Below are 25,863 nucleotides of genomic sequence, written 5' to 3' on the forward strand. Positions count from 1 at the left end.
GGACAGGCTGCGATTGAGATCATTGCTTCTGCTTCTTTCACTGAGTTCGTTGCAGACTGCTGCAGTGGCTCGACCGGTGGTCTGCACCACCACGCTGGAGGCCCCATCGGTCCTGCTCATCGAAGGAGGTGAGCAGGCATCACCGGTTGAAGTGACCCGTTGCGCCAGGGTGCAAAGCACCGCAGCGCTGATGGAGGAGCGCTTCTACACCTGGACAGCCCCCTTCGCCAGCGGTGTGAATATCCGGCATCAGCTCGCCGACATCTATGGATTCGCTGTGGCTGGTCCCGATGGCGAGCGCTGGATGGGCTTTGGTTTCCCTGATCAAACGATTGTCTGGGATGGCTCGGCCGTGGAGAACACCTACCGGATGTTGCTTGAGAATCAGAGTGATCCGATCCCCTGGCGCACCGTTGATATTCCCAACGGCTTCAGTGGCAGCATCGCTGAGGACATGGCCTCCCCCGTTCCTGATCGCGTTCAGGAGCTGGAAGTCTTTTCTCCGGTCCGTGCACTGTGGTAAACCCACGGATCAAGGGGGGTCTAGCAATCTGGTGAATGCAGCGAACTCATAATTCGCCTAAGGCGGGTTCGATCCCCGCGACCCCCATTGTTTTGTTCCAATGCGCACTCTGCTGCTGATCGCGCTGCTGGTTCTGCCGGCTCTGTTTTCAGCAGCTGAGGTGGCGCTGCTCCGGCTTAGGCCCAGTCAGGTTCAGGCTCTCACTGAGGAGGGCCGCCCCGGTGCCCAGTCTGTTCAGAGACTTCAGCGGCATCTGCGCATCGCTCTGCTGATGACACAGTTCGGGGCTTCCCTGTCGCTGGTGGCCCTCGGCTGGATCGGTCGTGGATTCGGTCAGCGCTGGTGGCCACTGGAGATGCCTGCAGGCCGCTGGTGGGATCTCGCCTGGTTTTTGCTGCTGGTCGTGCTGGCCACACTGATTGCGGGCCTTTTGCCACGCGCCTGGGTGCTGAGCCGTCCCGAGTTTGCAGCCCTGCAACTTGGGCCTGTTCTCGAGGGAGCGATCCGGGTGCTGAGTCCGCTGCTGTCGGTACTCGACAGCCTGGCTTCGCTGTTGCTGCGCGTTGCAGGGCTCACCCAGCGCTGGGATGCCCCTGTTCCGGCTCTCACGGCAGGCGAGCTGGAGACTTTGATCGAGAGTGGCGCTGTGACGGGTCTCAAACCCGACGAACGCAACATCCTTGAAGGTGTGTTTGCATTGCGCGACACCCAGGTTCGTGAGGTGATGGTGCCGCGTTCAGGCATGGTCACCCTTCCTGTTGAGGTCCGTTTCGCAGAGTTGATGGAGGCGGTTCATCGCACGCGTCACGCCCGCTTTCCCGTGATCGGTCAATCGCTCGATGATGTTCGGGGAGTCCTTGATCTAAGGCGTCTTGCCGAGCCCATCGCCCGCGGAGAGCTGCGCGAAGACTCCTGGCTGGAGCCCTACCTGATGCCTGCGCAGACGGTGCCGGAGACCAGCAACCTGGCCGATCTGCTCGCCATCATCCGTTCAGGTAATCCCCTGCTGTTGGTGGTCGATGAACATGGCGGAACGGAGGGTCTCGTCACCGCAGCAGACCTCACTGGAGAAATCGTCGGCGATGAACCTGACGATGAAACAGATGAACCGGACCTGGTGCCGATGGAGGATCAGCCAGGAACATGGCTGGTGGCCGGAGATCTGGAGATTGTCGAGCTGAATCGTCAGCTTCAGCTGGATCTTCCCGAAGCCAGTGACCATCACACCTTGGCTGGGTTCCTGCTGGAACGGCTTCAGCACATCCCTTCACCAGGCGAGGCATTGCGCCACCACAACATCCAGTTCGAGATCGTTGCCATGGCTGGTCCCCGCATCGTGCGGGTGCTTCTGGTTCTCATTGAAGAGCCGGATTCACCGGTCGACTCCATCAATCAAGAACAGGGATTGGTGTGATTCACCCCCGATTGCACTGATCACCGATAATCAGCCGGTTCGCGCAGTCCCACTGATGACCGACGCCATGGTTCCGGTGAAGGTCGGCGTGATCGGGATTGGCAATATGGGCTGGCATCACGCGCGTGTGCTCAGCCTGCTCAAGGACGCGGATTTGGTTGGTGTTGCCGACCCGGACGCGCAGCGGGGAGCACTGGCCACCGAGCAGTTCGGCTGTCGCTGGTTCTCCGATTACCGCACCCTGCTTCAGGAAGTGGAGGCGGTCTGCATTGCAGTGCCGACCCTGCTTCATCACTCCGTAGGCCTGGCTTGCCTGGAGGCTGGTTCACACGTGCTGATCGAGAAGCCGATCGCAGCCAGTCAGGAGGAGGCCGCTGCCCTGATTGATGCCGCCAGCCGAGTGGGCCGCTTGCTTCAGGTGGGTCACATCGAACGCTTCAATCCCGCTTTCCGTGAGCTCACCAAGGTGGTGGCCAATGAAGAGGTGGTGGTGCTCGAAGCCCGGCGTCACAGTCCCCACGCTGATCGAGCCAACGATGTGTCTGTGGTGCTCGATCTGATGATTCACGATCTGGATCTGGTGCTCGAGCTGGCCAGTTCTTCGGTGGTGCAACTGGCGGCAGCAGGTGGTCGCAGCTCGGACGGGCCGATCGATTACGTCAACGCCACGCTCGGATTTGAAAACGGCGTGGTGGCCAGTCTCACGGCCAGCAAGATGAGTCATCGCAAGATCCGGACGCTCAGTGCCCACTGCCGGGCCAGCCTTGTTGAGACCGACTTCCTCAATCACAACCTGCACATTCATCGCAGGGCTCATGAGTGGTACTCCGCGGATCACGGAGAGTTGCTCTATCGCAACGACGGCTTCATCGAGGAGGTGAGCACCACCTCGATCGAGCCCCTGTATGCCGAGCTCGAACACTTCCTGCAGTGTGTACGAGGTCGCGAAACTCCTGCAGTGGACGGGCAGCAAGCTTCGAGGGCCTTGCGTTTGGCTGATCTGATTGAACAGGCCGTGGAGCAGCCTGGTGTGGGTGTTGCGATCGAGACTCCGATCTGATCTGGATCAGCCCCTTCCTGATCAGCGCAGTCCTTCCTGATCGGCGAGCTCCCTTAGGGCTTCAATCTGCCAATGCCGGCATTCGGCTGGAGACGACTGGTAGAACTGAGCCCAGGCAGCTGCTTTGTGCTGGGAATAGTCGCTGCTGTTCTGCTCCGGATGGCGATTTCTCCAGCCCACCCTCACGGCGTGGCCGATGACCACATCAAGGGCGATGTCGTCGTCAAAGCGCATCTCGGGATTGGCCGTTGCAAAGGCCATCAGTGAGAGCAGGCTTTCGGTGCAGAGCTGACGGTATTCAGGAGCTCTAATCCGACTGAGCAGATGCTCCACCTGAATGGCGAAGTTGCGTTCGCCTGGGGTTTTCTCCCGAAGCAGGGCGCTGGTCAGGCGGTTGCGGCGCTCCAGTTTGTCGCCGATCACCAGCCCACGGCAGTGGTGGAGCAGTGACCAGATCCCTGCATAGAACTCTTTGGGCACCTGCTGCAGTGAGCCCAGGCGGATCCGGTGCTGGAGCCAGTCGCTACCACTGGGGCTCTCATCCAGGGGTTCGGGGATGTTCCATTGCACCTTGCCGCTTAGGTGCAACAGTTCCCGACGTTGCAGGGCCGCTCTGGCATGGTCGACGTCGGCCAGCACTGTGCGCAGGCGCAAGCTGATGCGATGAGGCGGTTCATCGCACAGGGCTTCGAAGGCTTCGTCCTGACCGCACCGTTGCTCGGCGGCCAGCTCTGAGGTCAGCAACAGCAGCAGCTGCCCGAGCTGGAAGGTCAGAGATCCTCGGATCATGCTCGGTTCGCGCCTGGCGATCCCGTCCAGGGCCAGCAGTAACTCCTGCTGAAGCATCCGTTCACGACCGTCACTGCCGCAGGTGCGCTCAATCAGTGCTGCGATCGACTGGCTGGAGACAGGACTGGTCAGTCGCGAGTCGCTGCTGTAGTTCCGGCCGATCACAACCTGCTTCTGACGGCTCAGCAGGTCCGTGAGTGCATCCTCCAGTTGAGGATGAATCAGTCCCATGGCGCCGGCGCAGCGCCTGGCCACATTCCAGTCCTCCTGGCTGAGACCGCGTCGGTAGATCTCCTGCAGCAGTGTGGCCAGCTCAACCGGAGTTCCCTTGGGTCCGCTGAGGATGGCCTGCTGACCGAGTTGTTGCGTTAACAGCTCCAGGACCTCCGCTTGTTCCCGCAGCGAATGGCTGCTCCACAGCCTCTGGCGCAGCTCTTCCAGGGGAATGTCATCCAGTTCCTGCTCCTGTGCAGCTGTGAGGTCGCTCAGATCGGTGGAGGCCTGCAGCAGTTCAGCTGCTTGTTCGGCCTTCTCCGGTGGTCTGCTGCCCTCGCTTTCATTCGGCAGCGTTAACCACTGGGCTTTGCTGGCCAGGGTCCCGAGATCAGCGAAATCCACAGCAATGTCTTCGATGCTGCCGCTCTGCAGGCGTTGGGTGAGTTCCAGCAGAAGCGTTTCGTGTCGCTCAAGCAGAGCGGCCTGTACGGGGATCAGCAGCAGCGGAGCTCCCTGCCCCTGCCAGTGCCGTTGGAGCAGATGCAGCTCGTTAACGATGCTTTCGACCAGCTGTCTCGGGTCATGGCTGAGAAAGAACGTGCCCTCCTCCAGCACTGCAGGCAGAAAAGCCAGTTGTTGTCCGCCCTGGCGATAGAGACGCGCCGTGACCGCGGTTTCCGGTCGAAGTGGTGGGTGGCCGCTGAGACCAAGGGCGGCGTCGGCACCAATCTTTCCAAACCGTTCTCGCAGAGCTTCAGATGGCAGCACCGTTAGCTCAGCAAACTCAGGATTGCTGATCGGCAACCCCAGTTTCTCCAGTTTGCGCGCGACGGCGGCATCCTCGGGAACCAGCGAAACCATCACTGTCTCCGCTCCCAGCGAGGCGGGCAGTCGCCTTCCGCAGGGGTCAAGATCCTCTGCCTTGATCAGTCCGTCCAGGAGCATCTCTCCAATCCAGGCGAGGCTCTGGGTCCAGAGCAACGGCACGTTCTCGTTGGCGATGCGTCGCTGACTTCCAGGTGCACGCCGTTCCAGCTCCAGCTGCTCAGCGGGCACAAGGTACAGCTCTGGGAACAGTCGTTCTCCATCGCGTTCCACCTGCAGTGCCTGCAGACGTTCATGCCAGAGGTTGGCCTCGTCCCAGCGCTGCTCGAAACAGGCGGTGACCAATTCATAGGCGAGGAACAGCGGCCATTCCGATTCGATTCCTTCAAAGGTGGCCAGCTCTTCACGCTCGTAATGCAGCCGGGTGATGTCTTCCACCACCGTCTGATGCCCATCCCTGCGAAAGCGCTTGTAGCCGTAGGGACCTCCCAGCTCGCGCCTGATCCGCCTGTTGGTGCGCTCCACCAGCGCTCGATCCTCCACCGCCCAGGCGGGGTAGCCGATCACTGAGAGGCAGGCGCTGTCGACTTCTTTGCTTGCTGACTCACGCGGCAGCAACCCCGTTAGGGCTCGCCGCAGACGCACCACGGCACCGTGTGGAATCAGCACCTGCATGCTTCCATCTCCGTGAGAAGCGCAGAGATCAACCCCGTCCAGTGCCTCCAGTGCGGCCTTGGCCATACCGATCGAACTGGCATTTCTTTCGGGCAGGCCGTGATTGCCCTTGTCGCCACGCTCCCAGATGCCGTAATCGGCGACGCGGTAGGCCCTGGCGACGTAATAGACAAGGTTCTGGACAAAGGATGCTTCGTGGCTGTTATGGATGACAGCCAGGCCGCTGGAGCTCAGCTGGGCCAGCTGCAACAGAAACAGTGATGTGGCATCCAGCTGCAGATGACCCCATCCTTCATCAGGAACGACTGGGGATCCGCTGGCACTGTCGTACTTCGCATGCAAAGCATCCAGTGGATCGAGGCTGCTTTTAAAGCGCTCCACTTTTTCGGCCTGACGCATCATGGCGTTCAGCAATCCCCGCATCAGGTCGATGACGCGCTGTTCGAGCTCCCAGCAGCGTTGACAGCTGCCCTTTTGGCGCCGGTGGGCGATCGCCAGACCCCAGACGCACTGGATCGAATAAATGCAGTCGCGGACCCAGGCGTCACCGTAATTGCCATGCACGGTGTGGGCCGTGCTGGCAGGCAGCAGCCCACTGATCGGGTTCTGTCGCTGCAGCACCACGCGCTCGATGGAGCGGTCGAGCTGCGTCAGCCGCTGCGCACGCAGCTGATCCTCTTCACGGGTCGGGTGCGACAGAACCATGGTGGCTAACGCGACCGGATCTAGATTCTCTCGTGCAGCGGACACGCGGATGGAAGCACTGACAACGGGTCCGCGCGATCAACGTCGTTGCCAAGTTCTCGACATTCCCGTTGATGCCTGCCGAGATGTGACTTCCGCAGCCATCGGCCTGCATGCAGAGGGGGGAGGTCAGATCGTCACGCTGAATGCTGAGATGACGATGCTCGCTCGCCGCAACACCGACCTGGGTGCTGTGATCCGAGCTGCTGATCTGGTGGTTCCTGACGGTGCCGGTGTGGTCTGGGCTCTTGCGCGCCAGGGCATCAAGGTGCGGCGCAGTCCAGGAATCGAACTTGCCTGGTCGTTGCTCAAGTATGCAGAAGCCCATGGTTGGCGCATCGCACTTGTCGGGGCGTCGCCTGAAGTGATGGACAGGTTGTCTGACCGACTGGCTCAGCAGAGTCCAGCGCTGCAGCTGGTTTTTGCAGAACACGGATATCAGGAGGCCAGTGCCTGGCCGGAGCTTGAAACCAGGTTGCGGCAACTCAGGCCCGATCTGGTTCTTGTGGCTCTTGGGGTGCCCCTCCAGGAGATTTGGATCCAGAGAATGCGCGATCATCTCCCCGGTCTTTGGATGGGAGTTGGCGGCAGCTTTGATGTCTGGTCAGGTTTGAAACAACGTGCCCCAGGCTGGACCAGTCGTTTGCGGCTGGAGTGGCTTTACAGGCTGTGCCAGGACCCAAGCCGCTGGAGGCGCTATCTCGCTCTGCCTCAATTTGCTTGGGCGGTGCTGCGCAGCGGGAAGCTGCAGGGCTGAGCGCTTCAGCGGAAACCGACGGATGCCTGCCAGACGAAGGCCAGCAACAGGAAAAACAGAGGAATGATCGGGAGGATGTCGATCAGCGGGCCGAACGCCTGATAAGCCTCTGGAAGTTGAGCCAGTAGATCGAGGGAGAAAGCAGCCATCCCGGCGGAACACGGTCAGTGTGCGGACGCTACCACGTGTGATGAGCCGGAGAGTCCTCTTCCCAGGGAGCGAAATCCTCTGAAAAACAGCCGTCCTTGATCGCCTGCCCCATGGCGGTGGTGAAGCGGATCAGGTGGGTGAGGTTGTGCAGGCTGAGCAGGGTCAGCCCCAACAGCTCATCACTGCGGATCAGATGGTGCAGATAGGAGCGGCTGTGCTTCCGGCAGGCCTGGCACGGACAGGTCGTGTCCAGCGGCGTGTGGTCATGACGGAAACGGGCGTTGCGCAGATTCCAGCGCTCACCACCCACAAGGGCTGTGCCGTGCCGGCCAAGCCGGGTTGGCAGCACACAGTCGAACAGATCGATGCCGTTGGCGACGGCAACGCTCATTTCCCTCAGGGTGCCGATTCCCATCAGATAACGGGGGCGATCGTCCGGAAGCAGTGGAGTGACCTGGCGCACGATCCGGTGCATGTCTTCCACGGGTTCGCCCACGCTGACCCCACCAATAGCGATTCCCGGCAGATCGAAGCTGGCGACCGCGCGGGCGCTGGCGTCACGAAGGTGTGGGAAGCAGCCTCCCTGCACAATGCCGAACAGAGCCTGATCGGTCCTCTGATGGGCATTCACACAGCGCTCCAGCCAGGCATGGGTTCGACGACTGGCCTCCTTCACATCGTTCTCCGTTGCCGGATAGGGAGGGCATTGATCGAAGGCCATGGCCACATCCGCCCCCAGTGCTATCTGGATCTCCATCGACCGCTCCGGGGTGAGCAGGATGCGACTGCCGTTGCGTGGGTTGCGGAAATCCACTCCCTGGTCATCGATGCGATTGAGATCGCCGAGGCTGAAAACCTGAAATCCACCGGAATCGGTGAGCATTGGTCCGTTCCAGCCCATGAACCGATGCAGTCCGCCTGCGGCCTCCACGACCGTCTCGCCGGGTTGCAGATGCAGGTGGTAAGTGTTGGACAGAACCATCTGGGCCCCGGTGGTTGCCAACTGATCCGCACTGACCCCTTTCACTGTGGCCAGGGTCCCTACCGGCATGAACCGCGGCGTGTCAACAACTCCATGCGGGGTTGAGAACGCTCCGCAGCGTGCATCCGTGCGGCAACAGTGAGCGCTGATCTTGAAGTCGAACACGCGCATCTCCGCCCGACCTCTGACCCTACGGTGAGTGAACTCCCTGATCTGCGCTGCTCTGCGGTCTGTCTCTCCCCCTTGGTTGCGTGATCTGGCCGGTGCCTGGGTGTTCTATTCGGTGCTGCCCGGCTGGCCGTGGCCTGCACCCCGTTTCGAGCGCATTGCTCGCTTTGCCCCCTGGATCGGAGCGGTGATCGGCGGGTTGATGGCAGCTCTCTGGTTCCTGCTGAGTGCTCTGAACTGGCCACCTGTGGCGATGGCACCTGTCGTATTGGCTCTTGGCCTCTGGCTGACAGGTGGGCTCCATCTGGATGGACTGATGGACACGGCCGACGGTCTCGCTGCAGGCAGCAGTCGTTGTCTTGAGGCGATGGATGACAGTCGTGTCGGGGCCAGTGGTGTTCAGGCGGCGTTCATCGTGCTGCTGCTCCAGTTTTCAGCTCTGGTCCAGCTGGCTGGGTTCGCCCCGGCTGCCCTGGTGTTTTCAGCGATCTTCGCGAGGGTCTCGCCGCTATGGGCCATGGGGCGCTTCGGTTATCTGCGCGCACAGGACAGAGGTACTGCGGCGTTCCATCGCCGCAACTGGTGTGGTTGGAGTGAAGGCAGCCCAACCCTGTTGTTGTTGCTTGCCATAGGGCTGCTGCTGTGGGGTCTACAGCCCCGTCTGCTGATTGTTTGGATCGGCGTCGCTTTGCTTGGGACCTTGGCAGCTCTGCTTCCGGCTGAGTGGCTGGGCAGGCGTCTGGGGGGCCACAGCGGCGACAGTTATGGCGCCACTTTGATGATCTGCGAAACGCTCACTCTTCTGGCTTTTGCGTTGCTAGCTCCCGCTCTGTTGCCGGCAGCTTGAGCAGAAAGGCATTGCCTTGCGCGGGCAAATCCGGATCCAGGGCTTTGGGTTCGGTGTGAAGGTTCAGAGAGCCGCCGCGGTTTTCAGCCAGGCGACGGGCCAGGGACAGACCCAGGCCGGAGCCTGGGCGATCGATGCTGCTGCTGCCACGCTCTCCTTGCTGGAAAATGCGCTGATGCTCCGTGGCGGGAATGCTGGGGCCTGCGTCCCAGACGCAGATTGCATGGTTCAGAAGCCTCAGGCCAAGTGCGCATCCTGGCGGGCTGTAGCGGAAGGCGTTTTCCAGCAGGTTGGCCACGATTTCAGCCATCACTGCATCGGCGGCTGGGCGAGCGGCCTGGGTCCAGGCAGTCCAATGGTCAGGGCCATGCCAAGGCCTGTTCTGCAGGGTCGCTGTTGCAGAAGCCCTCTGGATCAGAGGATGGAGCAGATCTGCCACGGTCAGGTCTGGAGCATCTACGGGAACGGGTGGCAGCAGCAGAGGTGTGGAAGCATCCGCCTCGAGCCTGAGGTCGCCCCGGCCGATTCGGTCGAGAGACTGGAGATAACGATCCAGCTGATCCTGTTCCTGAATCAGGCTTTCCACCAATGAGCGCTGCTGATCTTCGGGGCCGATGCGACGCAGCAGCAGTTGGGCGTAGGTGCGCAGAGCTGTGAGGGGATTGCGCAGCTGGTGCACCACCAAATTCAGCTGCTGGCGTTGCTCGTCCAGTTGGTGATGAAGCTTTTGCCGATCCTGTTCAAGACCGAGAATGCAAGCGAGCGTTTCCGCGCAGATCTGAAGGCGAGGGTCATGCTCGACGGGCCTGCCTGGCAGGGGTCGTTGCTCGGCACGTAGCACGCCTAGCAACAGGCTCTCATGTCGCAAGGGATACCAGCGACGTTCCTGGGCCACGCTGCGCAGGCTGGGATCTTCGGAGATGGCGGGTGGCAGGGCTGAATCGACCGGCCACTGAGCCACGAGAGTCAGGGTGGGGGTCGAGCCCTGGTCTCGGTCGGTGACGTACAGGGCAAGACGGGCCATGGCCGTATCGACCGCCAAAGACTGCAGCTGCTGCTGCGCTAGCTCGAGGAACCGATCGGACAGTTGCATCAGCCGAACTGCATCACGGAATACAGACGGTCGTGCGGTACAGCATCTGGACTGCTTGCCAAATTGGGAAAAAGTCTTAAGGTTGGAGATGCGACCAAAAGCACGGCCCCTGGGAGGCCTTGCTCCTTCGTTGCTCCGATTGAGGTTGCACTTTCCGTGCCACCAAGGTTACAGCAGAGGTTGATGAATCCCCTGTTGACGTCGACATTCGTCGTTGTGAGCAATGGAGTGTGTCTTATTTGCGAGCCGGCCTTCTCCGGATTTCCGCAGTCCGAACGCTGATGACCTGAATGCTTCCCTTGCGGATCGATCAGGCCATTGCCCAACCAACGGCTCAGCCCAACAGCTCCCTTCAGTCCACCTCTCAGCTCCCGTCTGCGGGAGGCAAATTTATGTCTAAGAAGCGCAAGCGGATTAGCCGCCGCCGTCTTGCCGGTCAGCGTGTCCTGGCCCACGTGCCCACGTTCCATCTGGAAACCGGTGAACACAAGCCCGTCACAGCGGCCCGCCGCTTCATTGCTGAAGGCTGTCTTGTTCCTCCAGCGTTGCTGAACGTGCGGCGCAATGAGCACACCACCGACCGTTTCTTCTGGGGCGAAAAGGGCCTTTTCAGTGCTCAGTATGCGGAGGAAAATCACTTTCTCTTCCCATCGCTGCGCACCATCGTCGACCGCGTTGGCGAAGAGGTGATCTTTGAAGGCCTGGAGCTTTCCTCCGACGATTGGGAAGAGATGGAAGAGTACGAATACGCCTTCGTTTGAATCAGGCGTAGTGACGTCCTGGCTGGGCTATTGCAGCCAGGACACGATCGATTCAGCCATGGCCTGCTGAGCTTCCAGTGGAATCGTGTGTCCACCGGCAAAGATTTTGAGGCTGCATTCATTGGACCCTGGCCTCAGGAGCTCAAACAGCTTTTCTGCTGCCGCAGCCGGCACGACATCGTCATTCCGACCGTGTAGCAGCAGCACTGGTGGTCGGGTCGATGGAGGTTTCCACCCCGGATGGGGATAGCCACTGCAGCTGATCACTCCAGCAAGTGGCAGGTCGCAACCCACATGCAGGGCCATGGCTCCTCCCTGAGAGAAACCGATCAGGACTGTCTTAGAGAGCGGAATGGTCTCCAGGTCGAGTTCCTCAATGCGATGGCGCAACTGTTGCGTGGCTGATGGCACGGCCTGCCAGTCAGAGGGGAACAGTCCATACCACTGGCGCCCCTGACCGCCTGGGTGAGGTTCGGGTGCTTGAAGTCCGATGCATTCCGCAGGAACTGGTGCTGCTGCCGCCAGCCCATCGCCGAGGGGTAGCAAATCCTCTGCATCAGCCCCCCAGCCATGCAGAAGCACCAGGCGTATGCGCCCCGGTTCCAGACCGGCATGAATCACTGAATCAGGCATCAGCTGCTTGACCTGCTGCTGCGTAGGTTGGCCCAAGGTCTCCTTCCTGTCCTGCTGCCATGGCTCCCACTGCGCTGCTGAGCGTGTCCGATAAGCGCGGACTGGTGCCTCTCGCTGAGGTTTTGCACCACCGCTATGGCTACCGGTTGCTCTCCAGCGGTGGAACAGCCAAGGTCCTCAAGCAGGCTGGTTTGCCTGTCACTCCTGTGGCGGATCACACCGGCGCGCCGGAGATCCTCGGCGGACGTGTGAAGACGCTGCACCCCCGCATTCACGGCGGCATCCTCGCCAGGCGTGGCGATGCCAGCCATGAAGCTGATCTGATCGCTCAGGAGATCGCACCGATTGATGTTGTTGTCGTCAATCTGTATCCGTTTCGGGAAACGATTGCTGACCCCGCGGTGAGCTGGGACACCGCAATCGAGAACATCGACATCGGCGGTCCGACGATGGTGCGATCCGCAGCCAAGAACCACGCGCACGTCGCAGTGCTGACCGCTCCGAATCAGTACGACCGTTTCTTGGCTGCGCTGGATGCGTCAGGGGGAGCTCTGACGGATGCAGTGCGCCGTCAGCTTGCCGTGGAAGCTTTCGCGCATACTGCGGCTTACGACGCTGCGATCACCCGCTGGATGCAGGCGAGACCAGAGGTGAGCACGGCTGATCCAACGGCAGCAGATCTCCCCTGGCTCGAGGCCTTGCCGTTGCTTCAACGCTTGCGATATGGAGAAAATCCCCATCAACACGCCAGTTGGTACAGCGCCGCAAAGGCAGGCTGGGGCGGAGCCATTCAATTGCAAGGCAAAGAGCTCAGCACGAACAACTTGTTGGATCTGGAGGCTGCTCTGGCAACGGTCCGAGAATTTGGCTACGGCACCAGCGGCAGCCACCCCGCCAGCCGCGCTGCAGCGGTTGTGGTCAAACACACCAACCCCTGCGGAGTTGCGATCGGTGATGGCACTGCTGCCGCACTGAGTCGAGCTTTGGATGCGGATCGCGTCAGCGCCTTTGGAGGCATCGTGGCCTTGAACGGTTGTGTTGATGGAACGGCTGCCCGTGAACTCACGAGCCTCTTCCTGGAGTGTGTCGTTGCACCAGGGTTTGCACCCGAAGCGCGGGAGATCCTGGCTGCCAAATCCAATTTGCGCTTGCTTGAACTGTCTCCGGACTCAATTGACGCAGCCGGTCAGGATCACGTGCGCAGCATTCTTGGCGGAGTTCTCGTGCAGGATCTTGATGATCAGCTCGTGACGCCGGATGATTGGACCGTGGCAACCGAGCGAGTTCCCACCGCAAGCGAACGCGAGGATCTCTGTTTCGCCTGGCAGTTAGTGCGCCACGTTCGCTCCAATGCGATCGTCGTCGCGAGGGAAGGCCAGAGCCTCGGTGTGGGAGCCGGCCAGATGAACAGGGTGGGTTCAGCCCAGATCGCCCTGGAGGCCGCTGGTGATCGCAGCCGTGGAGCTGTGCTGGCCAGTGATGGTTTTTTCCCTTTCGACGATACGGTCCGCCTTGCTGCCGATCATGGAATTACGGCTGTGATCCATCCAGGCGGCAGCAAGCGTGATGGAGATTCCATCCAGGCCTGTAACGAACTTGGCTTGTCCATGCTTCTGACAGGACGCCGTCACTTCCTGCACTGATGGTCTGAGCGGCAAGAGGGCCGCAGGAGTCCACGACCTGAAGGCTGCAGTTTTAGCCTTCGCTTCAATCGTGTGATTTTTGATGCCACCGACCCTGTCTTTTGGTCTCAACTTCCTTCATCCGCTGATGATGTGGCTGTTGCTGGCTGCGGGTGGTTACGCCATGTACCTCGGCATCAAGGCCAAGAAAGTGCGTACCGGAACCTGTGAGCAGCGCAAGGCGTTGATCCCAGGAAAATTCGCTCAGAGACACTACCTCTGGGGCAGCGCTTTGATGGCCGTCATGGTGTTTGGAACGCTTGGTGGTATGGCGGTGACCTATCTCAACAACGGCAAGCTGTTCGTTGGTCCGCACTTATTGGTTGGTCTGCTGATGACCGGAATGATCGCTGCGGCTTCATCCCTTTCACCCTTGATGCAGCGTGGAAACCTTCTGGCACGAAAAGCCCACGTAGGGCTGAATATGGGAATGCTTACATTGTTTCTCTGGCAAGCAATCAGTGGGATGCAAATTATGAACAGAATCTGGATTAATCGCTGAAGTAATTGAGAAGTTTTCGTTGTATCAACGATAAAAATCTTCCCTGGTTAGAGGAGTTTTTCTGTCATTGCTTCTAACGTAGAAAAATACGGTTGCTGCGACCGCTAAAACGGGAATTGCTGTTAACAGCAATATCGCGACTGCTGTGAAGTCTTGATACATTGAGTTTTTTGAAAGCAACCAACACAATTATACAATAACTGAAAAATGTAACTTATGATATTCGGCTAAGCCTTTTTTGCTGCGTCTGCGGCTGAGGTTACTCCGTGGTCAGCAGGTTGAGAATTTTGATAATTGCCCTGAAAACTTCCGATGAGCACGCTTATTTCTGTTTTGCTTGTTCCCGCCCTTCTCGAAACGCAGCGAGATCCAGCTTGGCAGACCAGTAAGCGCTGAGTTGCTCGCAGGTTTTGTATTGCATCCAGTTGGCTTCTGCTGCAACAACTCTGGCGTGCAGAGCTCTCTCGGTTTTCGTTTCAAACCTAATGGTCCCTTGGTCCAGTGGAGCATGGATGAAATAATCCCAGTTCGGTTCAACCATCGGCCGAAATAAGCTAGTCAATCTTCGCCTATGCTTCGCTAAAAGCCGGCCCAATATGTGCAAACAAATGGGTAATCTGTTGCTTTAATTTCTGCAAAGTGTTTTGGTTGAAAGCTCTTTTGATTGCGGGCTAAGTGTCGTTCTGGTGGCGTTATCAAAGTTAACTTCTGCTTCTGCCCTCGAAGTCGAATGAGTTGCACAATTCAGCCGCGCCTGGCAGTTTTTCCTGGAGGGGGTGGAATGGACAGCTGCTCGCACTCTGTCCTGGCTGTCATAGAATATTCCGCAATTGCAACAATGTTCAGGTGCTGAAGCCTTTTTTGATAGCGCTGTTGTACGTGAGCAGTTGCGTACTGGCTTTGCTTCAAGCGACGCGCGAGTCAACTCCGCAACCGATAGGACTGCTGATCGTTGCCATGGTTATGACCCCTGTGTTGGTGAGCATCATTGCCGGACTTCCAGTGAATTGCATGTCCTTTCAGAGCAAACAAATCGATTAATCGTTGTTCGTTTTGATCATTAATTAAGATTGATTCTTTAACCTCAACAAGCTGATATAAGTTGTTGCCTGCTTTTTAAAGCAGTGCATAAAATTTTATTGCTTTGACTCTTCTAAAATTGTTTTGCACCAAGCTTCCAGGCGATCTTGCGTTTTTTCAGACTCATTGTCTTCGTCAATCGGAAGCCCGCAAAACATCCCGTTGATCATGCTTTTTGAATCATCGAAAATATAATCTTCGCCTGACACATGTCCAATCAAATTGCCACCCGCTTTCTGAAAGGCTGTGTAGAGCTCTTCCATTGCATCACAGAAAAATTTGCTGAAAGCTGCTGAATCTCCAAGGCCAACGATGGCCACAGGCTTTCCTGAGCAATTGAGAGTTGGGATCTGCTCAATGTGCTCATCCCAGACTGTTCCTGACCTTTTGACGTCTGACCCGGTATTCCACGTGGGAGTGCAGCAGATCAGTGCCTCACAGGCTTCCATATCCTTGATGTCTTGAAAATCACTGAGCTCTTTGAGTTCAGAATCGGGAAGGAGCTGGTCGAGCCTCTCAGCGATGTCTTCGGTATGACCGGTCGCTGATGCAAAGACAATCGTAAATTTCATAGAGAAACCTATCAACACTATTTTTTCTCGCCCTGAGGCATTGATCAAATAGTATTTAACAATGTATTGTTAAATACTATACATCTAAATCCTGTTACGGCATTGGCGATTCAATCTACTTCTAGTCCGTTGAATAATTCTTTATGGACTGCAAAAGTATGGTAAAGCGAAGTTTTGTTTTCGGGTTGTAATTTAGTTCCGTCGCATGTATATGCGATTGCGCAAATAAAATTCCCTTGCCAAGCGATGTTGTCATCGCTTTGCTCTTCGGACCAACTCATCATCGTTTTGAATTGATCAGGGAGTTGGTGGCCAATCTTTTCGCATGCCTTGCACAATCGGTATAAAGCAGGCGGTTTGGATGGCATGGACAATGCCTTTTTTAAGCTGAGTTCATTGAAAACCCCGATATATCGTATGTATTCAATGATTTCGCTTTCAATTTCGCTCAGATCAGCCTGGTTGATGGCTTGATCGATCTCATCTGGATTGAGAGTTGGCCTCGGGTTGGATTTTGCGATGTTCATTGATCGTCATGCATCAGTTCGTTGTGTCTGACCTATGTTGATCAAGACCTAGGTAAGAGCTGATCAAGATCCAGTTAAGCGTTGGCTTGTGACAAGTTGAAAGGAGGGAGACAATCAAGATGTTGTGGATCAATTTAAGTTCCAATGGGATCAGATCAGTTGCTGATTTTTGACAAAAAGCTTGGTTTCAGCCTTTTTTGGTAATTGATGTCCTCGATCATCTTCTGAGCACTTGTGTGAACAACGACGCTAATATCTTGAGTTGTATTATGAATTTTCCACAGGCCGATTCGAATCTCTGATCTTGCGCAGGTCACTTGCCATGCGTCAGGCGTAGGTGAACCAACCTGCTTTACCGTGATTTTTGTCCAATAAGAGTCTCGGCGATGTCCAGGAATAAGCGTGTAAGAGATCGAACCGTCATCTTTTTTCTCTTTTTGGAAATTCAGCTTCAGGAGCTGCTCACACCAGTCAGCCATGATTATTAATCATTGTTCTTTGACTTTAGTCGTCGATGCATTGATTCATGCATCTTTTTTGTCTGCTGTGCGGTCCAATGATCACAGTTATCTCGCGGGAAATTGTGTCGTTGGTAGAGGGTTGGGCATTTATTTAGATGCACTCAAAAGTGCATCAAGTCATTGTCTTGATGCACTGATTTTTAATTGAGATGGACTGATCTAACAGCGTTTAGCTGTCAGTGGAAGCAGCTTTTTTGGCAGCTTCGGGAGCAGCTTTCTTGTCGGCGGCAGGAGCAGCTTTCTTGTCGGCGGCAGGAGCAGCTTTTTTGTCAGCGGCAGGAGCAGCTTTCTTGTCGGCGGCAGGAGCAGCTTTCTTGTCAGCAGCAGGAGCAGCTTTTTTGTCAGCAGCAGGAGCAGCTTTCTTGTCGGCGGCAGGAGCAGCTTTCTTGTCAGCAGCAGGAGCGGCTTTTTTGTCAGCGGCTGCTGGTTTTTTGGGTTTCAGCTTGGATGTGTCAAGATTTTTCTCGCCGAAAGCCTTGTATCCGAGAAAAACCAAGCCGCCAAGCACTGGAATCGAAGCGATGCCCCCTACGGCAATCTCAAACCCTGACAATGCCATTGCTGATCGGCCGAGAAGTAAAAAAGATAACATATGACCATTTCCACAATTTGCAACAAATCTGATGGACTGCGCTAAGGCTTTGCAGTGTCGATCCGAGCCGTTGTTGAGATCGCTGTTTGAGGGCCTCATCGGCTCAGTCTGTGTTCAGTTCTGTTCCTTTACGACGCAGATTGACCAGGTTTTTGGGATTAATAGCGTTAAGTCTTTGTTTTGCTGTGACAGGCTTTTGTCTCACGTTTCAAGTAGCCGGTAAACATTGGCTGAGCGGCTTTGCCCGAGCCTGATTCAGATTTTCGCGCCAATGTCAGAAAGCGGCCCTCCGTCTGGGAGGGCAAGCCAGTGCATGCGTTGCGTGGAAATCCTCCTGAACTTTCCAGGTCAGTCTGCGCGAAATCTGGCGCACGATCTGGCGCAGCAGGTGGTCGCCACTGGATTGAACGAGGCCATTGGGGAGCATGGTGATCACTCGGGGAAGTGCGATCCAGACCGTTAGATCAAGCGTCCAGCTGACCCAGGTCTGATCATGCTCCACGGTGTTCTCAGGGAAGTCCACCAGGCTCAGATTGGCCTGGAAATCAACGTCATACAGCTTGGACAGTGCGGAATCGTGATCTGGAAGGGTAACTGTTTCGATCGCGTAGGTCTTTGCTTGGCGAGGTAGCAGTCGCAGGCCGATGGTCGGCTCCACTTCGAAGCCGAAATTCCCAAAGCGTCCGAGGGTCAGCGCGTAAGCCTGGGGATCGAGAGCTTCAACCTCCATGGGTGACGCACACCTGCGGAACCAACCCTGGTGTTGATCGAGATACGTTGCAATTGTGTCGGGATCCGCCCGCATTTCCATGCGGTCACTGAAGTGGCTGCGATAGCAACGCACCTGTGGGTCCACGTCTTCGTGATGACGCAGAGCTTCGTCGGATGGTCTCGACAAGATCAGGACGGACGAGCCCCGATCAGGGGAATAGCTGTGATGAATCAATGTAAAGCTTCGCGGCGATCAATCTGCGTCGCTGATGGCAATCATGCGTTGGATCACGTGCTCCACTACGCGATCTGGGGTTGAAGCTCCGGATGTGATGCCAACCGTGATCGGTCCACTCGGCAAAAAGTTTGTATCACGTGTTAAATCCTCGCCAAGGGGTTTGTGCTCGATGCTGTTGTCCTCACTGATCCGCTCTGGCGTGTCGATATGGAAAGAACGAATGCCACGACTAATGGCAATTTCCTGCAGGTGGGTGGTGTTGGAGGAGTTGTACCCACCGATCACGACCATGAGATCAAGCGGTTCGTCAACCAGGGAGAACATTGCGTCCTGTCTCTCCTGGGTTGCGTCGCAGATGGTGTTGAAGGCTAAAAAATGTTCGTTCAATTGCATGGGCCCGAACTTGCTGAGCATCGTGCGTTCAAACAGCCGGCCGATCTCTTCTGTTTCGCTTTTAAGCATGGTGGTCTGATTAGCGACACCGACACGCTCCAGATCGCGGTCCGGGTCGAAGCCTGGGGAGCAGGCATTGGCAAAACGGGCCATAAAACTCTCCCTGTCACCGTTGCCGAGGATGTAATCAGCGACGAACTGAGCTTCCTCTAGATCAAGCAGCACAAGATACGTTCCTGCAAAGGAACTGGTGGCAAGGGTTTCTTCATGTTTCACCTTGCCGTGAATAATCGATGTGAAAACATGCTTTTTGTGCTTTTCCACTGTGTTCCAAACTTTGGACACCCAGGGACATGTGGTGTCCACAATGTGGCAGCCACGATCATTGAGTAATTGCATTTCCTGCACGGTGGCCCCGAAAGCAGGAAGAATCACCACATCGCCATATTCAACACCTGAGAAATCCTTCACCCCCTGATCCACAGGGATGAAATGGACATTCATCTTGCGCAGATGATCATTCACAGAAGGGTTATGGATGATCTCATTGGTGATCCATAACCGCTCACTTGGATAGTGCTTGCGAGTCTCATAAGCCATCGCAACGGCCCGCTCCACTCCCCAGCAGAAACCGAAGGCCTCAGCGAGTCGAACGTTCAGGCGTCCATGGCTGAGTTGATACCCGTTTTCACGGATGGATCCAATCAGGCTGCTCTGGTAGGCCTGCTCCAGACTTCCAGCCACCTCATCAGCACGTCCGAAGCCACGACGGTTGTAGCGGTCGGAATTGTGAAGAGAGCGCTTGAAGGCGTGGGTATCCATGGCCGCTGCAACAGTGGGATGACTCTATGGGCTGTGGGAGAAAGCTGTCTTTTTCTAGTGGCCGTACTGAACTAAACCAAGAAAAAACCCCGGTCACTGTGGACCGAGGTTCAATGACCACGATTGGGACTTCAGTTGCCCGCAGAGGCGAAATCGGGATACGCCTCCATGCCGTGTTCACCGATATCGAGGCCATTGATTTCCTCTTCTTCGGTGACGCGGATGCCGCCGAACAAGGCGCCAATGATGCTCCAGGCGATCCAGCAGGTCACCAGAGCCCAGATGGCGTAAGCCGCGCATCCAAGGGCCTGAATGCCGAGTTGTTCGATGCCACCTCCAACAAACAGGCCCAGAGGAGATCCGTCGCCCTGGATGTCAAAACCCCAGAGACCGACCACCAGTGTTCCCCAGACCCCGCAAACGCCGTGGACTGAGAAGGCGCCGACAGGATCGTCGATTCCCGCTGCGTCAAGTGCTGCAACGGAGAAGACAACAATCACTCCTCCGATCAGGCCAGCAACCCAGGAACCCACCAGGGTGAGATTGCCGCAGCCAGCGGTGATGCTGACAAGACCGGCAAGAATGCCGTTAATGATCATCGTCAGATCTGGTTTGCCGGACGTCATCGTGGAGATGACCGTTGCTCCAATGGCTCCACCAGCTGCTGCGAGCGTTGTCGTTACGGCCACATAGGGAACCCATTGGTCCATCGCCAGCTGGGAGCCAGGGTTGAAGCCGTACCAGCCGATCCAGAGGATTAGAGCTCCAAGGGTGGCAATGGCCATGTTGTGGCCAGGAACAGCCTGAGTGCGACCGTTCACGTACTTGCCGATTCTGGGTCCGAGCAGCATGGCTCCAACCAGGCCGGCCCAGGCACCAACGGAGTGAACAATGGAGGAGCCTGCGAAATCAATGAATTCTTTGTTTCCAACGTTGTTCAGCCAGCCACCATTCCATTCCCAGCTTCCAGAAATCGGATAGATGAACGCAGTCAGAATCAGGGAGAAAACGACGAACTCACCAAACTTGACGCGCTCGGCGACCAGTCCGGAAACGATGGTTGCAGCTGTACCAGCAAAGGCTGCCTGGAAGAGGAAGTCGACGGTGGGGACAAGGCCTCCTTCGCTGATGGTCTCAGCGGTGACTGCAGGGTCAAAGAACAGACCTTTGAAGTAAAACCAGCCATCAATGACGGATCCGCCATACATCAGCGAATAACCAATGAACCAATAAGCCGTCACTGCCAGAGCGAAGACAAACAGGTTTTTTGCAAGGATATTGACGGCATTTTTCTGACGACACATCCCTGCTTCGACCATGGCGAAGCCGGCATTCATGAAGATCACCAGGATGGTCGCGACCAGAAGCCAGAGATTGTTCGCAAGGAAAGCTGCATTGAGTTCAGGCAGCTCCTGCGCATGGGCAGAAAGGTTGAAAACACCTAAGCCAAAGAGGGCTAAGGGTGCACAGGCCAACCACAGCATCGCTCGGTTGGATTTGAAGCCCCGAATGCTCTGAAGGAGAAGCATTGGGCCTTCGATCAGGCTTGCCTCTTGGAGGCGCGCTTTGCGCCGCCGCGATGGCGGATGCAGAGCAGTTGTCATGGAAAGAAAGCGAAACTGCAAGTTGGACGATCTCGTAACAGACCATCACTCGCCAACAAATTGCTCAATGATGAACACTTTCCGAGTCGCCGTTGCTACCGAATTGCTGATTGGCTTGGCTTGACTGGCCGTTGGCCCTCCCAGAGGATTCGGTCGATCTGGAAGCTGAAGGCACAGGGCACCACTTCAACGCCTGCTTTTGAGGCCTCGCGGAACAGCTCGCCGTAGCGAGGATCCGCGCTGTCTCCAGGGGCGAAGCACGACACATCTGGGCGGCTGAGGCAGGGCACCAGAACGCCACGTGCATCAGGCAGCACGCCCATCAGCTCCTGCAGGTGTTTCTGTCCTCGTTCGGTCACTGTGTCTGGGAATAGAGCCATCGGCCCGTCGCACCAGGTGGTGTTTTTCACTTCCAGGTAGATCGGGCGTTGGTCAGGGGCTCTCTCTCCCGGAGTGAGCAGTAGATCAATGCGGCTGCGGCGGTTCTCGCCGTAGGGCACCTCAGCACGGATCCCAGCGATGGGTCCCAGCGCGTCATTGAGATAACCGGCCTCAATGGCTGCTCTGATCAGCCGATTGGGGAGAGCTGTATTGATACCGACCCAACAGGAGGTTCCATCAGCACTCGGCACTTCCGCCTGTTCCCAGGTCCAGGCCAGTTTGCGTTTGGGGGAAGGGGCGTAGCGCATCCTCACCCGACCTCCGGGGTGGAGCACACCGGTCATCGGTCCTGTGTTGGCACAGTGAGCCGTCACCACCGAACCGTCCTTGAGTTCCACATCAGCGAGAAAGCGTTTGTAGCGCTTGATCAGCATGCCCTCTGTCAGAGGGGTGAACTCAAGCAGAGGGGTGCCGGTCATGGAGGCGGGCTTGCTGGCGCCATGGTGCCTGGCGATGGACCGAAGATCTCTTCCAGTGATGGCACGGTTGAGCGGGCATCGATGGGGAGATCTCTCAAGCGCATTGCTCTGGTGGTCACCTATGGCACCTTGCTCAGCAAAGCCGGAGGCCTGATCCGTCAGCTGGTGATCGCTTCGGCATTCGGGGTGGGCGCGGCCTACGACGCTTACAACTACGCCTACATCCTTCCGGGCTTCCTGCTGATTCTGCTGGGAGGAATCAACGGTCCGTTTCACAGCGCCATGGTCAGCGTGCTCAGCCGCCGGCCCCGTGAGGAAGGAGCTCACATCCTGGTCACGCTCAACACCACCGTGAGTGCATTGCTGCTTGTCGTGACAGTGGCGTTAGTGCTTGCCGCTGATCCTTTGATCACCTTGGTGGGTCCTGGTCTGACTCCAGAGCTGCACCGCATTGCGGTGGCGCAGTTGCAGGTGATGGCTCCCATGGCGCTGTTGGCAGGTCTGATCGGACTTGGCTTCGGATCGCTGAATGCCGCAGATGAGTTCTGGATACCTGCAATCTCACCGCTGATGTCGAGCGTGGCGCTCGTGCTCGGGGTGGGCTTGTTGTGGTGGCAGCTCGGTGCTGAGATCGCTCTGCCCATCAATGCCCTCTGGGGGGGTGTTGTCCTGGCGCTCTCCACGCTTGTTGGGGCTCTGTTGCAGTGGCTGCTGCAGCTTCCTGCCCTGGCCCGCCAGGGGATGGCGCGCTTTCGTCTTTCCTGGGACTGGAGTCATCCCGGAGTCCGTGAGGTCTGGCGGGTCATGGGCCCCGCGACTCTGTCGTCGGGAATGCTCCAGATCAATGTGTTCACCGACATGTTCTTTGCTTCAGGCATCCTCGGTGCTGCGGCCGGCCTGAGCTATTCGAATCTGTTGGTGCAGACGCCATTGGGATTGATCTCCAATGCGCTGCTGGTGCCTTTGCTGCCAACGTTCTCCCGGCTCACTGCTCCTGCGGACCGGCTGCCGCTGATCGCCAGGATCCGGCAGGGACTGATGCTGTCGACCGCTTCGATGCTGCCGCTGGGAGCCTTGTTTCTGGCGTTGTCGACACCCATCGTCGCCCTTGTTTATCAGCGCGGAGCGTTTGATCAACAAGCAGTGCAGCTCGTGACGGGCCTGTTGATGGCTTATGGGATCGGCATGCCCGCTTATCTGGGCCGGGATGTTCTTGTGCGTGTTTTTTATGCCCTTGGTGATGGAACAACCCCTTTCCGCCTCTCGATGGCGGGGATCGGCCTCAATGTGATCTTTGACTGGGCACTGGTGGGCGGTCCTTCCCCTTGGGGACCACAGTTCCCAATCAACCTTGGGGCCCCCGGACTGGTTCTGGCGACAGTTCTGATCAATTTGCTCACCTGCCTTGCTCTGCTGCTGGCTCTGCAGAAGCGACTGGGGGGACTGCCACTGCGTGACTGGGGACTCGATGCCCTGAAGCTCACCCTTGCTGCGGCTGCAGCAGGACTGGCGGCCTGGGCGCTCAGTGTTGGCGTCGCCTGGAGTGAGGACTTCGTTGGGCGACTCTTCCAGGTGGGGCTTTCTGGTGCGTTGGGATTATTGGTGTTTGTGCTTTGCGCTCAGGCCTTCGCCGTCCCAGAGGTCAGTGAGATCACTGCAGGTATCGCCAGGCGTTTCAGGCGTCGTTGAGCCGAACCTCGCGCTCTTCACGGACCTGGATCGGCAGCTCAAGGTGCTGGCGCCCCACCAGCTGAGGTCCTTGCACGGAGAGGATCCTTGCTTCGATTCCGAATTCCCGGAACGCTGTGTCGATTTCCTGAATCAGGGCTTTTTCCACCTGTGCTTCGGGATCGACCACCTTGCCGATCAGCCGCTCACCCAGGCGCCCGAGGCGTTGACGCACCACGTCGCGAGCATTGGTGACCTCGATGATGAGCACGCGCACTCCCTGAAGGTCAGCAACCTTATCGGCAGTGGTCCTCGAGAATCTGCTCCAACTCGGAAAGTTGAGAGGACGGCAACAAGCGTGAAAGCGGCAGTCGACTGCTCCCAGCGCCGATGGGAACCTGCACGGCTTCAAGTGCGCGTCGAGCGCAGACGGCTGGCCCCTGGTCCAGCAGAGCACTGCATTCAATGGCGAGAGTCTCAGCCAGACCGGCATCACCGAGGTAAAGATGCCAGCCAGCAACCTGGAGATACAGCCTGTCACTCAGTGCTGCAGTGAGGTCTTTCAGGTCAGCCGCATCAAGAGTCATGGGGAGAGGGTGTCTTGAACCATCGTGCCGTCAGGATTCACGGCTGTCCGCGTCCTCAATCGGGCGTTGCTTCAACACAACAGTGAGGTGGATCAACAGGGCGGCAAACCAGATTTCAGTGAAGAAATCCAGGTGATTCCATGGGTGTCTTATCGACTGGATAAACCAAAGACCGCTGTTCACTGCAGCGAAAGCCCCAGCATGCAGTGTGAAATTCACAATCCGGCTGAAGTGCCGGTACCTGGGATCCGTGTTGTCACCGGTGCCATACCAGCGGATGGGCATTGGGAAGTGTCGTTGCAGTGCAACGATTCTGGCGCGCGGATGTGCCCCAGTTGACGAACGGCACCTTCTTGGGGTCAGATGGTGTGACGCCAGCGCTTGTAGCTCAGCGGATTAGAGCATCTGACTACGGATCAGAGGGTCGGGAGTTCGAATCTCTCCAGGCGCGCTTGCGAAACTGCCTCAGGGCAGTTTTTTTTTGCTCACGTCCTTCCGCGTCACGGCAGGGCTCGTTGCTTACGATCGAGCAAAGCAATATTTCGACGCATGGCGGATTTCGCTTCGGCCCCGATCAATGCCTCTCTGGCATCGTCCGACCCGGCCATTGCCGGTCTGATTGATCAGGAGCAGAAGCGCCAGGAGACTCATCTGGAGCTGATTGCCTCTGAGAATTTCGCGTCCAGGGCGGTGATGGAAGCTCAGGGTTCTGTGCTGACCAACAAGTACGCCGAAGGGTTGCCGAGCAAGCGCTATTACGGCGGTTGTGAGCATGTCGATGCGATTGAAGAGCTCGCGATCGAACGTGCCAAGCAGCTGTTCGGTGCAGCCTGGGCCAATGTTCAGCCTCACAGCGGTGCTCAGGCGAATTTTGCCGTGTTCCTGGCGCTGCTTCAGCCCGGCGACACAATCATGGGTCTTGACCTATCCCATGGAGGTCATCTCACCCACGGCTCTCCCGTCAACGTCAGCGGCAAGTGGTTCAACGTGGTTCAGTACGGCGTTGCCGAGCAAACCCAGCGCCTTGATATGGAGGCGATCCGGGCATTGGCGCTCGAGCAGAAGCCGAAGCTGATTGTGTGTGGGTACTCCGCTTATCCCCGCATCATCGATTTCGCAGCGTTCCGCGCGATCGCTGATGAGGTGGGTGCCTACCTGCTTGCAGATATGGCTCACATCGCTGGACTTGTGGCTGCTGGTGTTCATCCAAGCCCTGTCCCTCACTGCGATGTCGTGACCACCACCACACATAAAACATTGCGCGGTCCCCGTGGCGGCCTGATCCTCTGCCGCGATGCAGAGTTTGCCAAAAAATTCGACAAAGCCGTGTTTCCCGGTAGTCAGGGCGGTCCTTTGGAGCATGTCATCGCTGCCAAGGCGGTCGCCTTTGGAGAAGCGCTACTGCCTTCGTTCAAGACCTACAGCCAGCAGGTGGTGACCAATGCTTCCGCCCTGGCTGAGCGCCTGATCGAGCGGGGCATCGATGTGGTGAGCGGTGGCACCGAGAACCATGTGGTTCTTCTCGATCTGAGGGGGATCGGCATGACCGGAAAGGTGGCGGATCTGCTCGTGAGTGATGTTCACATCACCGCCAACAAGAACACCGTTCCCTTTGACCCCGAATCTCCCTTCGTCACCAGCGGCTTGCGTCTCGGTACTGCAGCTCTCACCACAAGGGGCTTTGATGCCGCAGCCTTCCGTGAAGTGGCGGATGTGATTGCTGACCGCTTGCTTAATCCTGAGGACGACTCCATCCAGGCACGTTGTCTGGAGAGAGTTGCCAGCCTTTGCAGCCGTTTTCCCCTCTACGCCACCGCTGCGGAGCCGGCGCTTGCCTGACTGGACCAAGGTCCACTGGATCCTGCAC

Annotated in this window: 27 protein-coding genes and 2 tRNA genes; 12 read left to right on the plus strand and 17 right to left on the minus strand. The window is 57.5% G+C overall.

All coding sequences use genetic code 11. The features are described 5' to 3' along the window. Positions 1 to 49: 49 nt before the first annotated feature. The 4 genes from SynBIOSE41_RS01565 (at position 50) to SynBIOSE41_RS01580 (ending at position 2,997) form a co-directional block, all read left to right on the plus strand. On the plus strand, positions 50 to 523 hold the full coding sequence (locus SynBIOSE41_RS01565; protein ID WP_255475896.1) for a hypothetical protein: 474 nt from the start codon (positions 50 to 52) through the stop codon (positions 521 to 523). Between the two features lie 14 nt (positions 524 to 537). Beyond that, positions 538 to 610 (plus strand) — tRNA-Ile (locus SynBIOSE41_RS01570). A gap of 13 nt (positions 611 to 623) precedes the next feature. After that, complete coding sequence (locus tag SynBIOSE41_RS01575) at positions 624 to 1,937, plus strand: hemolysin family protein (protein ID WP_186539392.1); 1,314 nt, start codon at positions 624 to 626, stop codon at positions 1,935 to 1,937. A gap of 55 nt (positions 1,938 to 1,992) precedes the next feature. Then, complete coding sequence (locus tag SynBIOSE41_RS01580) at positions 1,993 to 2,997, plus strand: Gfo/Idh/MocA family protein (protein ID WP_186539393.1); 1,005 nt, start codon at positions 1,993 to 1,995, stop codon at positions 2,995 to 2,997. Positions 2,998 to 3,018: 21 nt separating this feature from the next. On the opposite strand, the gene SynBIOSE41_RS01585 is transcribed toward SynBIOSE41_RS01580, so the two are convergent. Further along, complete coding sequence (locus tag SynBIOSE41_RS01585) at positions 3,019 to 6,207, minus strand: glycoside hydrolase family 15 protein (RefSeq protein ID WP_186540674.1); 3,189 nt, start codon at positions 6,205 to 6,207, stop codon at positions 3,019 to 3,021. 49 nt (positions 6,208 to 6,256) lie between these two features. Between SynBIOSE41_RS01585 and SynBIOSE41_RS01590 the strand changes: the two genes are divergently transcribed. Next, a complete protein-coding gene (locus SynBIOSE41_RS01590) occupies positions 6,257 to 7,003 on the plus strand; it encodes a WecB/TagA/CpsF family glycosyltransferase (RefSeq protein WP_186539394.1) in 747 nt (248 codons plus the stop codon). A 5-nt stretch (positions 7,004 to 7,008) separates the two neighbouring features. On the opposite strand, the gene SynBIOSE41_RS01595 is transcribed toward SynBIOSE41_RS01590, so the two are convergent. Both SynBIOSE41_RS01595 and tgt read right to left on the minus strand, forming a co-directional pair. After that, complete coding sequence (locus SynBIOSE41_RS01595; protein ID WP_066904771.1) at positions 7,009 to 7,152, minus strand: photosystem II reaction center protein K; 144 nt, start codon at positions 7,150 to 7,152, stop codon at positions 7,009 to 7,011. Positions 7,153 to 7,181: 29 nt separating this feature from the next. Then, positions 7,182 to 8,300 carry a tRNA guanosine(34) transglycosylase Tgt gene (tgt, locus tag SynBIOSE41_RS01600; RefSeq protein ID WP_186540672.1) on the minus strand — a complete coding sequence of 373 codons (1,119 nt, stop codon included), beginning with the start codon at positions 8,298 to 8,300 and terminating at the stop codon, positions 7,182 to 7,184. A gap of 34 nt (positions 8,301 to 8,334) precedes the next feature. Here tgt and SynBIOSE41_RS01605 point away from each other — a divergent pair, with 34 nt between their 5' ends. Beyond that, a complete protein-coding gene (locus tag SynBIOSE41_RS01605) occupies positions 8,335 to 9,150 on the plus strand; it encodes an adenosylcobinamide-GDP ribazoletransferase (RefSeq protein WP_255475897.1) in 816 nt (271 codons plus the stop codon). Here SynBIOSE41_RS01605 and SynBIOSE41_RS01610 read toward each other — a convergent pair. Then, a complete protein-coding gene (locus tag SynBIOSE41_RS01610) occupies positions 9,098 to 10,243 on the minus strand; it encodes a sensor histidine kinase KdpD (RefSeq protein WP_186539395.1) in 1,146 nt (381 codons plus the stop codon). The two genes, SynBIOSE41_RS01605 and SynBIOSE41_RS01610, sit on opposite strands and share 53 nt — an antisense overlap. 392 nt (positions 10,244 to 10,635) lie before the next feature. Here SynBIOSE41_RS01610 and SynBIOSE41_RS01615 point away from each other — a divergent pair, with 392 nt between their 5' ends. After that, the gene (locus tag SynBIOSE41_RS01615; RefSeq protein WP_066905043.1) at positions 10,636 to 11,004 is read left to right on the plus strand and encodes a DUF3155 domain-containing protein; all 369 of its coding nucleotides are present in this window, start codon (positions 10,636 to 10,638) and stop codon (positions 11,002 to 11,004) included. 27 nt (positions 11,005 to 11,031) lie between these two features. On the opposite strand, the gene SynBIOSE41_RS01620 is transcribed toward SynBIOSE41_RS01615, so the two are convergent. Continuing rightward, a complete protein-coding gene (locus SynBIOSE41_RS01620; protein WP_186540679.1) occupies positions 11,032 to 11,637 on the minus strand; it encodes an alpha/beta hydrolase in 606 nt (201 codons plus the stop codon). A gap of 59 nt (positions 11,638 to 11,696) precedes the next feature. On the opposite strand from SynBIOSE41_RS01620, the gene purH reads away from it, so the two are divergent. Then, positions 11,697 to 13,280, plus strand: coding sequence for a bifunctional phosphoribosylaminoimidazolecarboxamide formyltransferase/IMP cyclohydrolase (gene purH, locus SynBIOSE41_RS01625; RefSeq protein WP_186539396.1), 1,584 nt, complete (start codon positions 11,697 to 11,699; stop codon positions 13,278 to 13,280). A gap of 82 nt (positions 13,281 to 13,362) precedes the next feature. Continuing rightward, positions 13,363 to 13,821 (plus strand): DUF4079 domain-containing protein, encoded by a 459-nt coding sequence (locus SynBIOSE41_RS01630; protein WP_186539397.1) that lies wholly within the window; start codon positions 13,363 to 13,365, stop codon positions 13,819 to 13,821. A 322-nt stretch (positions 13,822 to 14,143) separates the two neighbouring features. Here SynBIOSE41_RS01630 and SynBIOSE41_RS01635 read toward each other — a convergent pair whose 3' ends face one another. The 9 genes from SynBIOSE41_RS01635 to sfsA all read right to left on the minus strand — a co-directional run bounded on the left by SynBIOSE41_RS01635 (position 14,144) and on the right by sfsA (position 21,741). Then, complete coding sequence (locus SynBIOSE41_RS01635; RefSeq protein WP_186539398.1) at positions 14,144 to 14,362, minus strand: hypothetical protein; 219 nt, start codon at positions 14,360 to 14,362, stop codon at positions 14,144 to 14,146. A gap of 595 nt (positions 14,363 to 14,957) precedes the next feature. Beyond that, positions 14,958 to 15,521 (minus strand): flavodoxin FldA, encoded by a 564-nt coding sequence (fldA, locus tag SynBIOSE41_RS01640; RefSeq protein ID WP_370594167.1) that lies wholly within the window; start codon positions 15,519 to 15,521, stop codon positions 14,958 to 14,960. Positions 15,522 to 15,583: 62 nt separating this feature from the next. Further along, positions 15,584 to 16,000 (minus strand): hypothetical protein, encoded by a 417-nt coding sequence (locus tag SynBIOSE41_RS01645; RefSeq protein WP_066904760.1) that lies wholly within the window; start codon positions 15,998 to 16,000, stop codon positions 15,584 to 15,586. A gap of 155 nt (positions 16,001 to 16,155) precedes the next feature. Beyond that, positions 16,156 to 16,479, minus strand: a complete 324-nt coding sequence (locus tag SynBIOSE41_RS01650) for a hypothetical protein (protein WP_186539399.1) — start codon at positions 16,477 to 16,479, stop codon at positions 16,156 to 16,158. A gap of 211 nt (positions 16,480 to 16,690) precedes the next feature. Beyond that, positions 16,691 to 17,080 (minus strand): hypothetical protein, encoded by a 390-nt coding sequence (locus tag SynBIOSE41_RS01655; RefSeq protein WP_186539400.1) that lies wholly within the window; start codon positions 17,078 to 17,080, stop codon positions 16,691 to 16,693. A 307-nt stretch (positions 17,081 to 17,387) separates the two neighbouring features. After that, entirely contained in the window at positions 17,388 to 18,011 is a 624-nt protein-coding gene (locus SynBIOSE41_RS01660; protein ID WP_255475898.1) for a DUF1997 domain-containing protein, read from the minus strand. 66 nt (positions 18,012 to 18,077) lie between these two features. Continuing rightward, complete coding sequence (locus SynBIOSE41_RS01665) at positions 18,078 to 19,277, minus strand: 4-hydroxy-3-methylbut-2-enyl diphosphate reductase (RefSeq protein ID WP_066904756.1); 1,200 nt, start codon at positions 19,275 to 19,277, stop codon at positions 18,078 to 18,080. 131 nt (positions 19,278 to 19,408) lie between these two features. Continuing rightward, on the minus strand, positions 19,409 to 20,881 hold the full coding sequence (locus tag SynBIOSE41_RS01670; protein WP_186539402.1) for an ammonium transporter: 1,473 nt from the start codon (positions 20,879 to 20,881) through the stop codon (positions 19,409 to 19,411). A gap of 95 nt (positions 20,882 to 20,976) precedes the next feature. Next, positions 20,977 to 21,741 (minus strand): DNA/RNA nuclease SfsA, encoded by a 765-nt coding sequence (sfsA, locus tag SynBIOSE41_RS01675; RefSeq protein WP_186539403.1) that lies wholly within the window; start codon positions 21,739 to 21,741, stop codon positions 20,977 to 20,979. A gap of 81 nt (positions 21,742 to 21,822) precedes the next feature. Between sfsA and murJ the strand changes: the two genes are divergently transcribed. After that, a complete protein-coding gene (gene murJ, locus SynBIOSE41_RS01680) occupies positions 21,823 to 23,430 on the plus strand; it encodes a murein biosynthesis integral membrane protein MurJ (protein ID WP_186540683.1) in 1,608 nt (535 codons plus the stop codon). Here murJ and SynBIOSE41_RS01685 read toward each other — a convergent pair. Genes SynBIOSE41_RS01685 through SynBIOSE41_RS01695 form a run of 3 tightly spaced genes read right to left on the minus strand, consistent with a single transcriptional unit; the run spans position 23,417 to position 24,281 of the window. Then, on the minus strand, positions 23,417 to 23,680 hold the full coding sequence (locus tag SynBIOSE41_RS01685) for a cytochrome-c oxidase (RefSeq protein ID WP_066905031.1): 264 nt from the start codon (positions 23,678 to 23,680) through the stop codon (positions 23,417 to 23,419). The genes murJ and SynBIOSE41_RS01685 overlap by 14 nt on opposite strands. A gap of 25 nt (positions 23,681 to 23,705) precedes the next feature. Then, on the minus strand, positions 23,706 to 23,996 hold the full coding sequence (locus tag SynBIOSE41_RS01690; RefSeq protein ID WP_066904752.1) for a DUF3181 family protein: 291 nt from the start codon (positions 23,994 to 23,996) through the stop codon (positions 23,706 to 23,708). 30 nt (positions 23,997 to 24,026) lie between these two features. Further along, positions 24,027 to 24,281, minus strand: coding sequence for a 2TM domain-containing protein (locus tag SynBIOSE41_RS01695; RefSeq protein WP_066904750.1), 255 nt, complete (start codon positions 24,279 to 24,281; stop codon positions 24,027 to 24,029). Between the two features lie 92 nt (positions 24,282 to 24,373). Here SynBIOSE41_RS01695 and SynBIOSE41_RS01700 point away from each other — a divergent pair. Both SynBIOSE41_RS01700 and glyA read left to right on the plus strand, forming a co-directional pair. Continuing rightward, positions 24,374 to 24,447 (plus strand) — tRNA-Arg (locus SynBIOSE41_RS01700). Positions 24,448 to 24,545: 98 nt separating this feature from the next. Continuing rightward, positions 24,546 to 25,835: a serine hydroxymethyltransferase gene (glyA, locus tag SynBIOSE41_RS01705; RefSeq protein WP_255475899.1), complete on the plus strand. Its 1,290-nt coding sequence runs from the start codon at positions 24,546 to 24,548 to the stop codon at positions 25,833 to 25,835. Positions 25,836 to 25,863: the final 28 nt, after the last annotated feature.

It is taken from the genome of Synechococcus sp. BIOS-E4-1, from assembly GCF_014279995.1.
Classification (GTDB): domain Bacteria; phylum Cyanobacteriota; class Cyanobacteriia; order PCC-6307; family Cyanobiaceae; genus Synechococcus_C.

Coding starts and splice junctions, on each gene's coding strand:
- SynBIOSE41_RS01655 (WP_186539400.1), bottom strand. CDS start 17,080: ATGGCATTGTCAGGGTTTGAGATTGCCGTAGGGGGCATCGCTTCGATT.
- SynBIOSE41_RS01595 (WP_066904771.1), bottom strand. CDS start 7,152: ATGGCTGCTTTCTCCCTCGATCTACTGGCTCAACTTCCAGAGGCTTAT.
- SynBIOSE41_RS01575 (WP_186539392.1), top strand. CDS start 624: ATGCGCACTCTGCTGCTGATCGCGCTGCTGGTTCTGCCGGCTCTGTTT.
- SynBIOSE41_RS01645 (WP_066904760.1), bottom strand. CDS start 16,000: ATGAACATCGCAAAATCCAACCCGAGGCCAACTCTCAATCCAGATGAG.
- SynBIOSE41_RS01665 (WP_066904756.1), bottom strand. CDS start 19,277: ATGGATACCCACGCCTTCAAGCGCTCTCTTCACAATTCCGACCGCTAC.
- SynBIOSE41_RS01695 (WP_066904750.1), bottom strand. CDS start 24,281: ATGCCCATCCGCTGGTATGGCACCGGTGACAACACGGATCCCAGGTAC.
- SynBIOSE41_RS01585 (WP_186540674.1), bottom strand. CDS start 6,207: ATGGTTCTGTCGCACCCGACCCGTGAAGAGGATCAGCTGCGTGCGCAG.
- SynBIOSE41_RS01615 (WP_066905043.1), top strand. CDS start 10,636: ATGTCTAAGAAGCGCAAGCGGATTAGCCGCCGCCGTCTTGCCGGTCAG.
- SynBIOSE41_RS01650 (WP_186539399.1), bottom strand. CDS start 16,479: ATGGCTGACTGGTGTGAGCAGCTCCTGAAGCTGAATTTCCAAAAAGAG.
- SynBIOSE41_RS01635 (WP_186539398.1), bottom strand. CDS start 14,362: ATGGTTGAACCGAACTGGGATTATTTCATCCATGCTCCACTGGACCAA.
- SynBIOSE41_RS01630 (WP_186539397.1), top strand. CDS start 13,363: ATGCCACCGACCCTGTCTTTTGGTCTCAACTTCCTTCATCCGCTGATG.
- glyA (WP_255475899.1), top strand. CDS start 24,546: ATGGCGGATTTCGCTTCGGCCCCGATCAATGCCTCTCTGGCATCGTCC.
- SynBIOSE41_RS01610 (WP_186539395.1), bottom strand. CDS start 10,243: ATGCAACTGTCCGATCGGTTCCTCGAGCTAGCGCAGCAGCAGCTGCAG.
- SynBIOSE41_RS01690 (WP_066904752.1), bottom strand. CDS start 23,996: ATGACTCTTGATGCGGCTGACCTGAAAGACCTCACTGCAGCACTGAGT.
- sfsA (WP_186539403.1), bottom strand. CDS start 21,741: ATGACCGGCACCCCTCTGCTTGAGTTCACCCCTCTGACAGAGGGCATG.
- SynBIOSE41_RS01670 (WP_186539402.1), bottom strand. CDS start 20,881: ATGACAACTGCTCTGCATCCGCCATCGCGGCGGCGCAAAGCGCGCCTC.
- purH (WP_186539396.1), top strand. CDS start 11,697: ATGGCTCCCACTGCGCTGCTGAGCGTGTCCGATAAGCGCGGACTGGTG.
- SynBIOSE41_RS01590 (WP_186539394.1), top strand. CDS start 6,257: ATGGAAGCACTGACAACGGGTCCGCGCGATCAACGTCGTTGCCAAGTT.
- murJ (WP_186540683.1), top strand. CDS start 21,823: ATGGGGAGATCTCTCAAGCGCATTGCTCTGGTGGTCACCTATGGCACC.
- SynBIOSE41_RS01620 (WP_186540679.1), bottom strand. CDS start 11,637: ATGCCTGATTCAGTGATTCATGCCGGTCTGGAACCGGGGCGCATACGC.
- SynBIOSE41_RS01580 (WP_186539393.1), top strand. CDS start 1,993: ATGACCGACGCCATGGTTCCGGTGAAGGTCGGCGTGATCGGGATTGGC.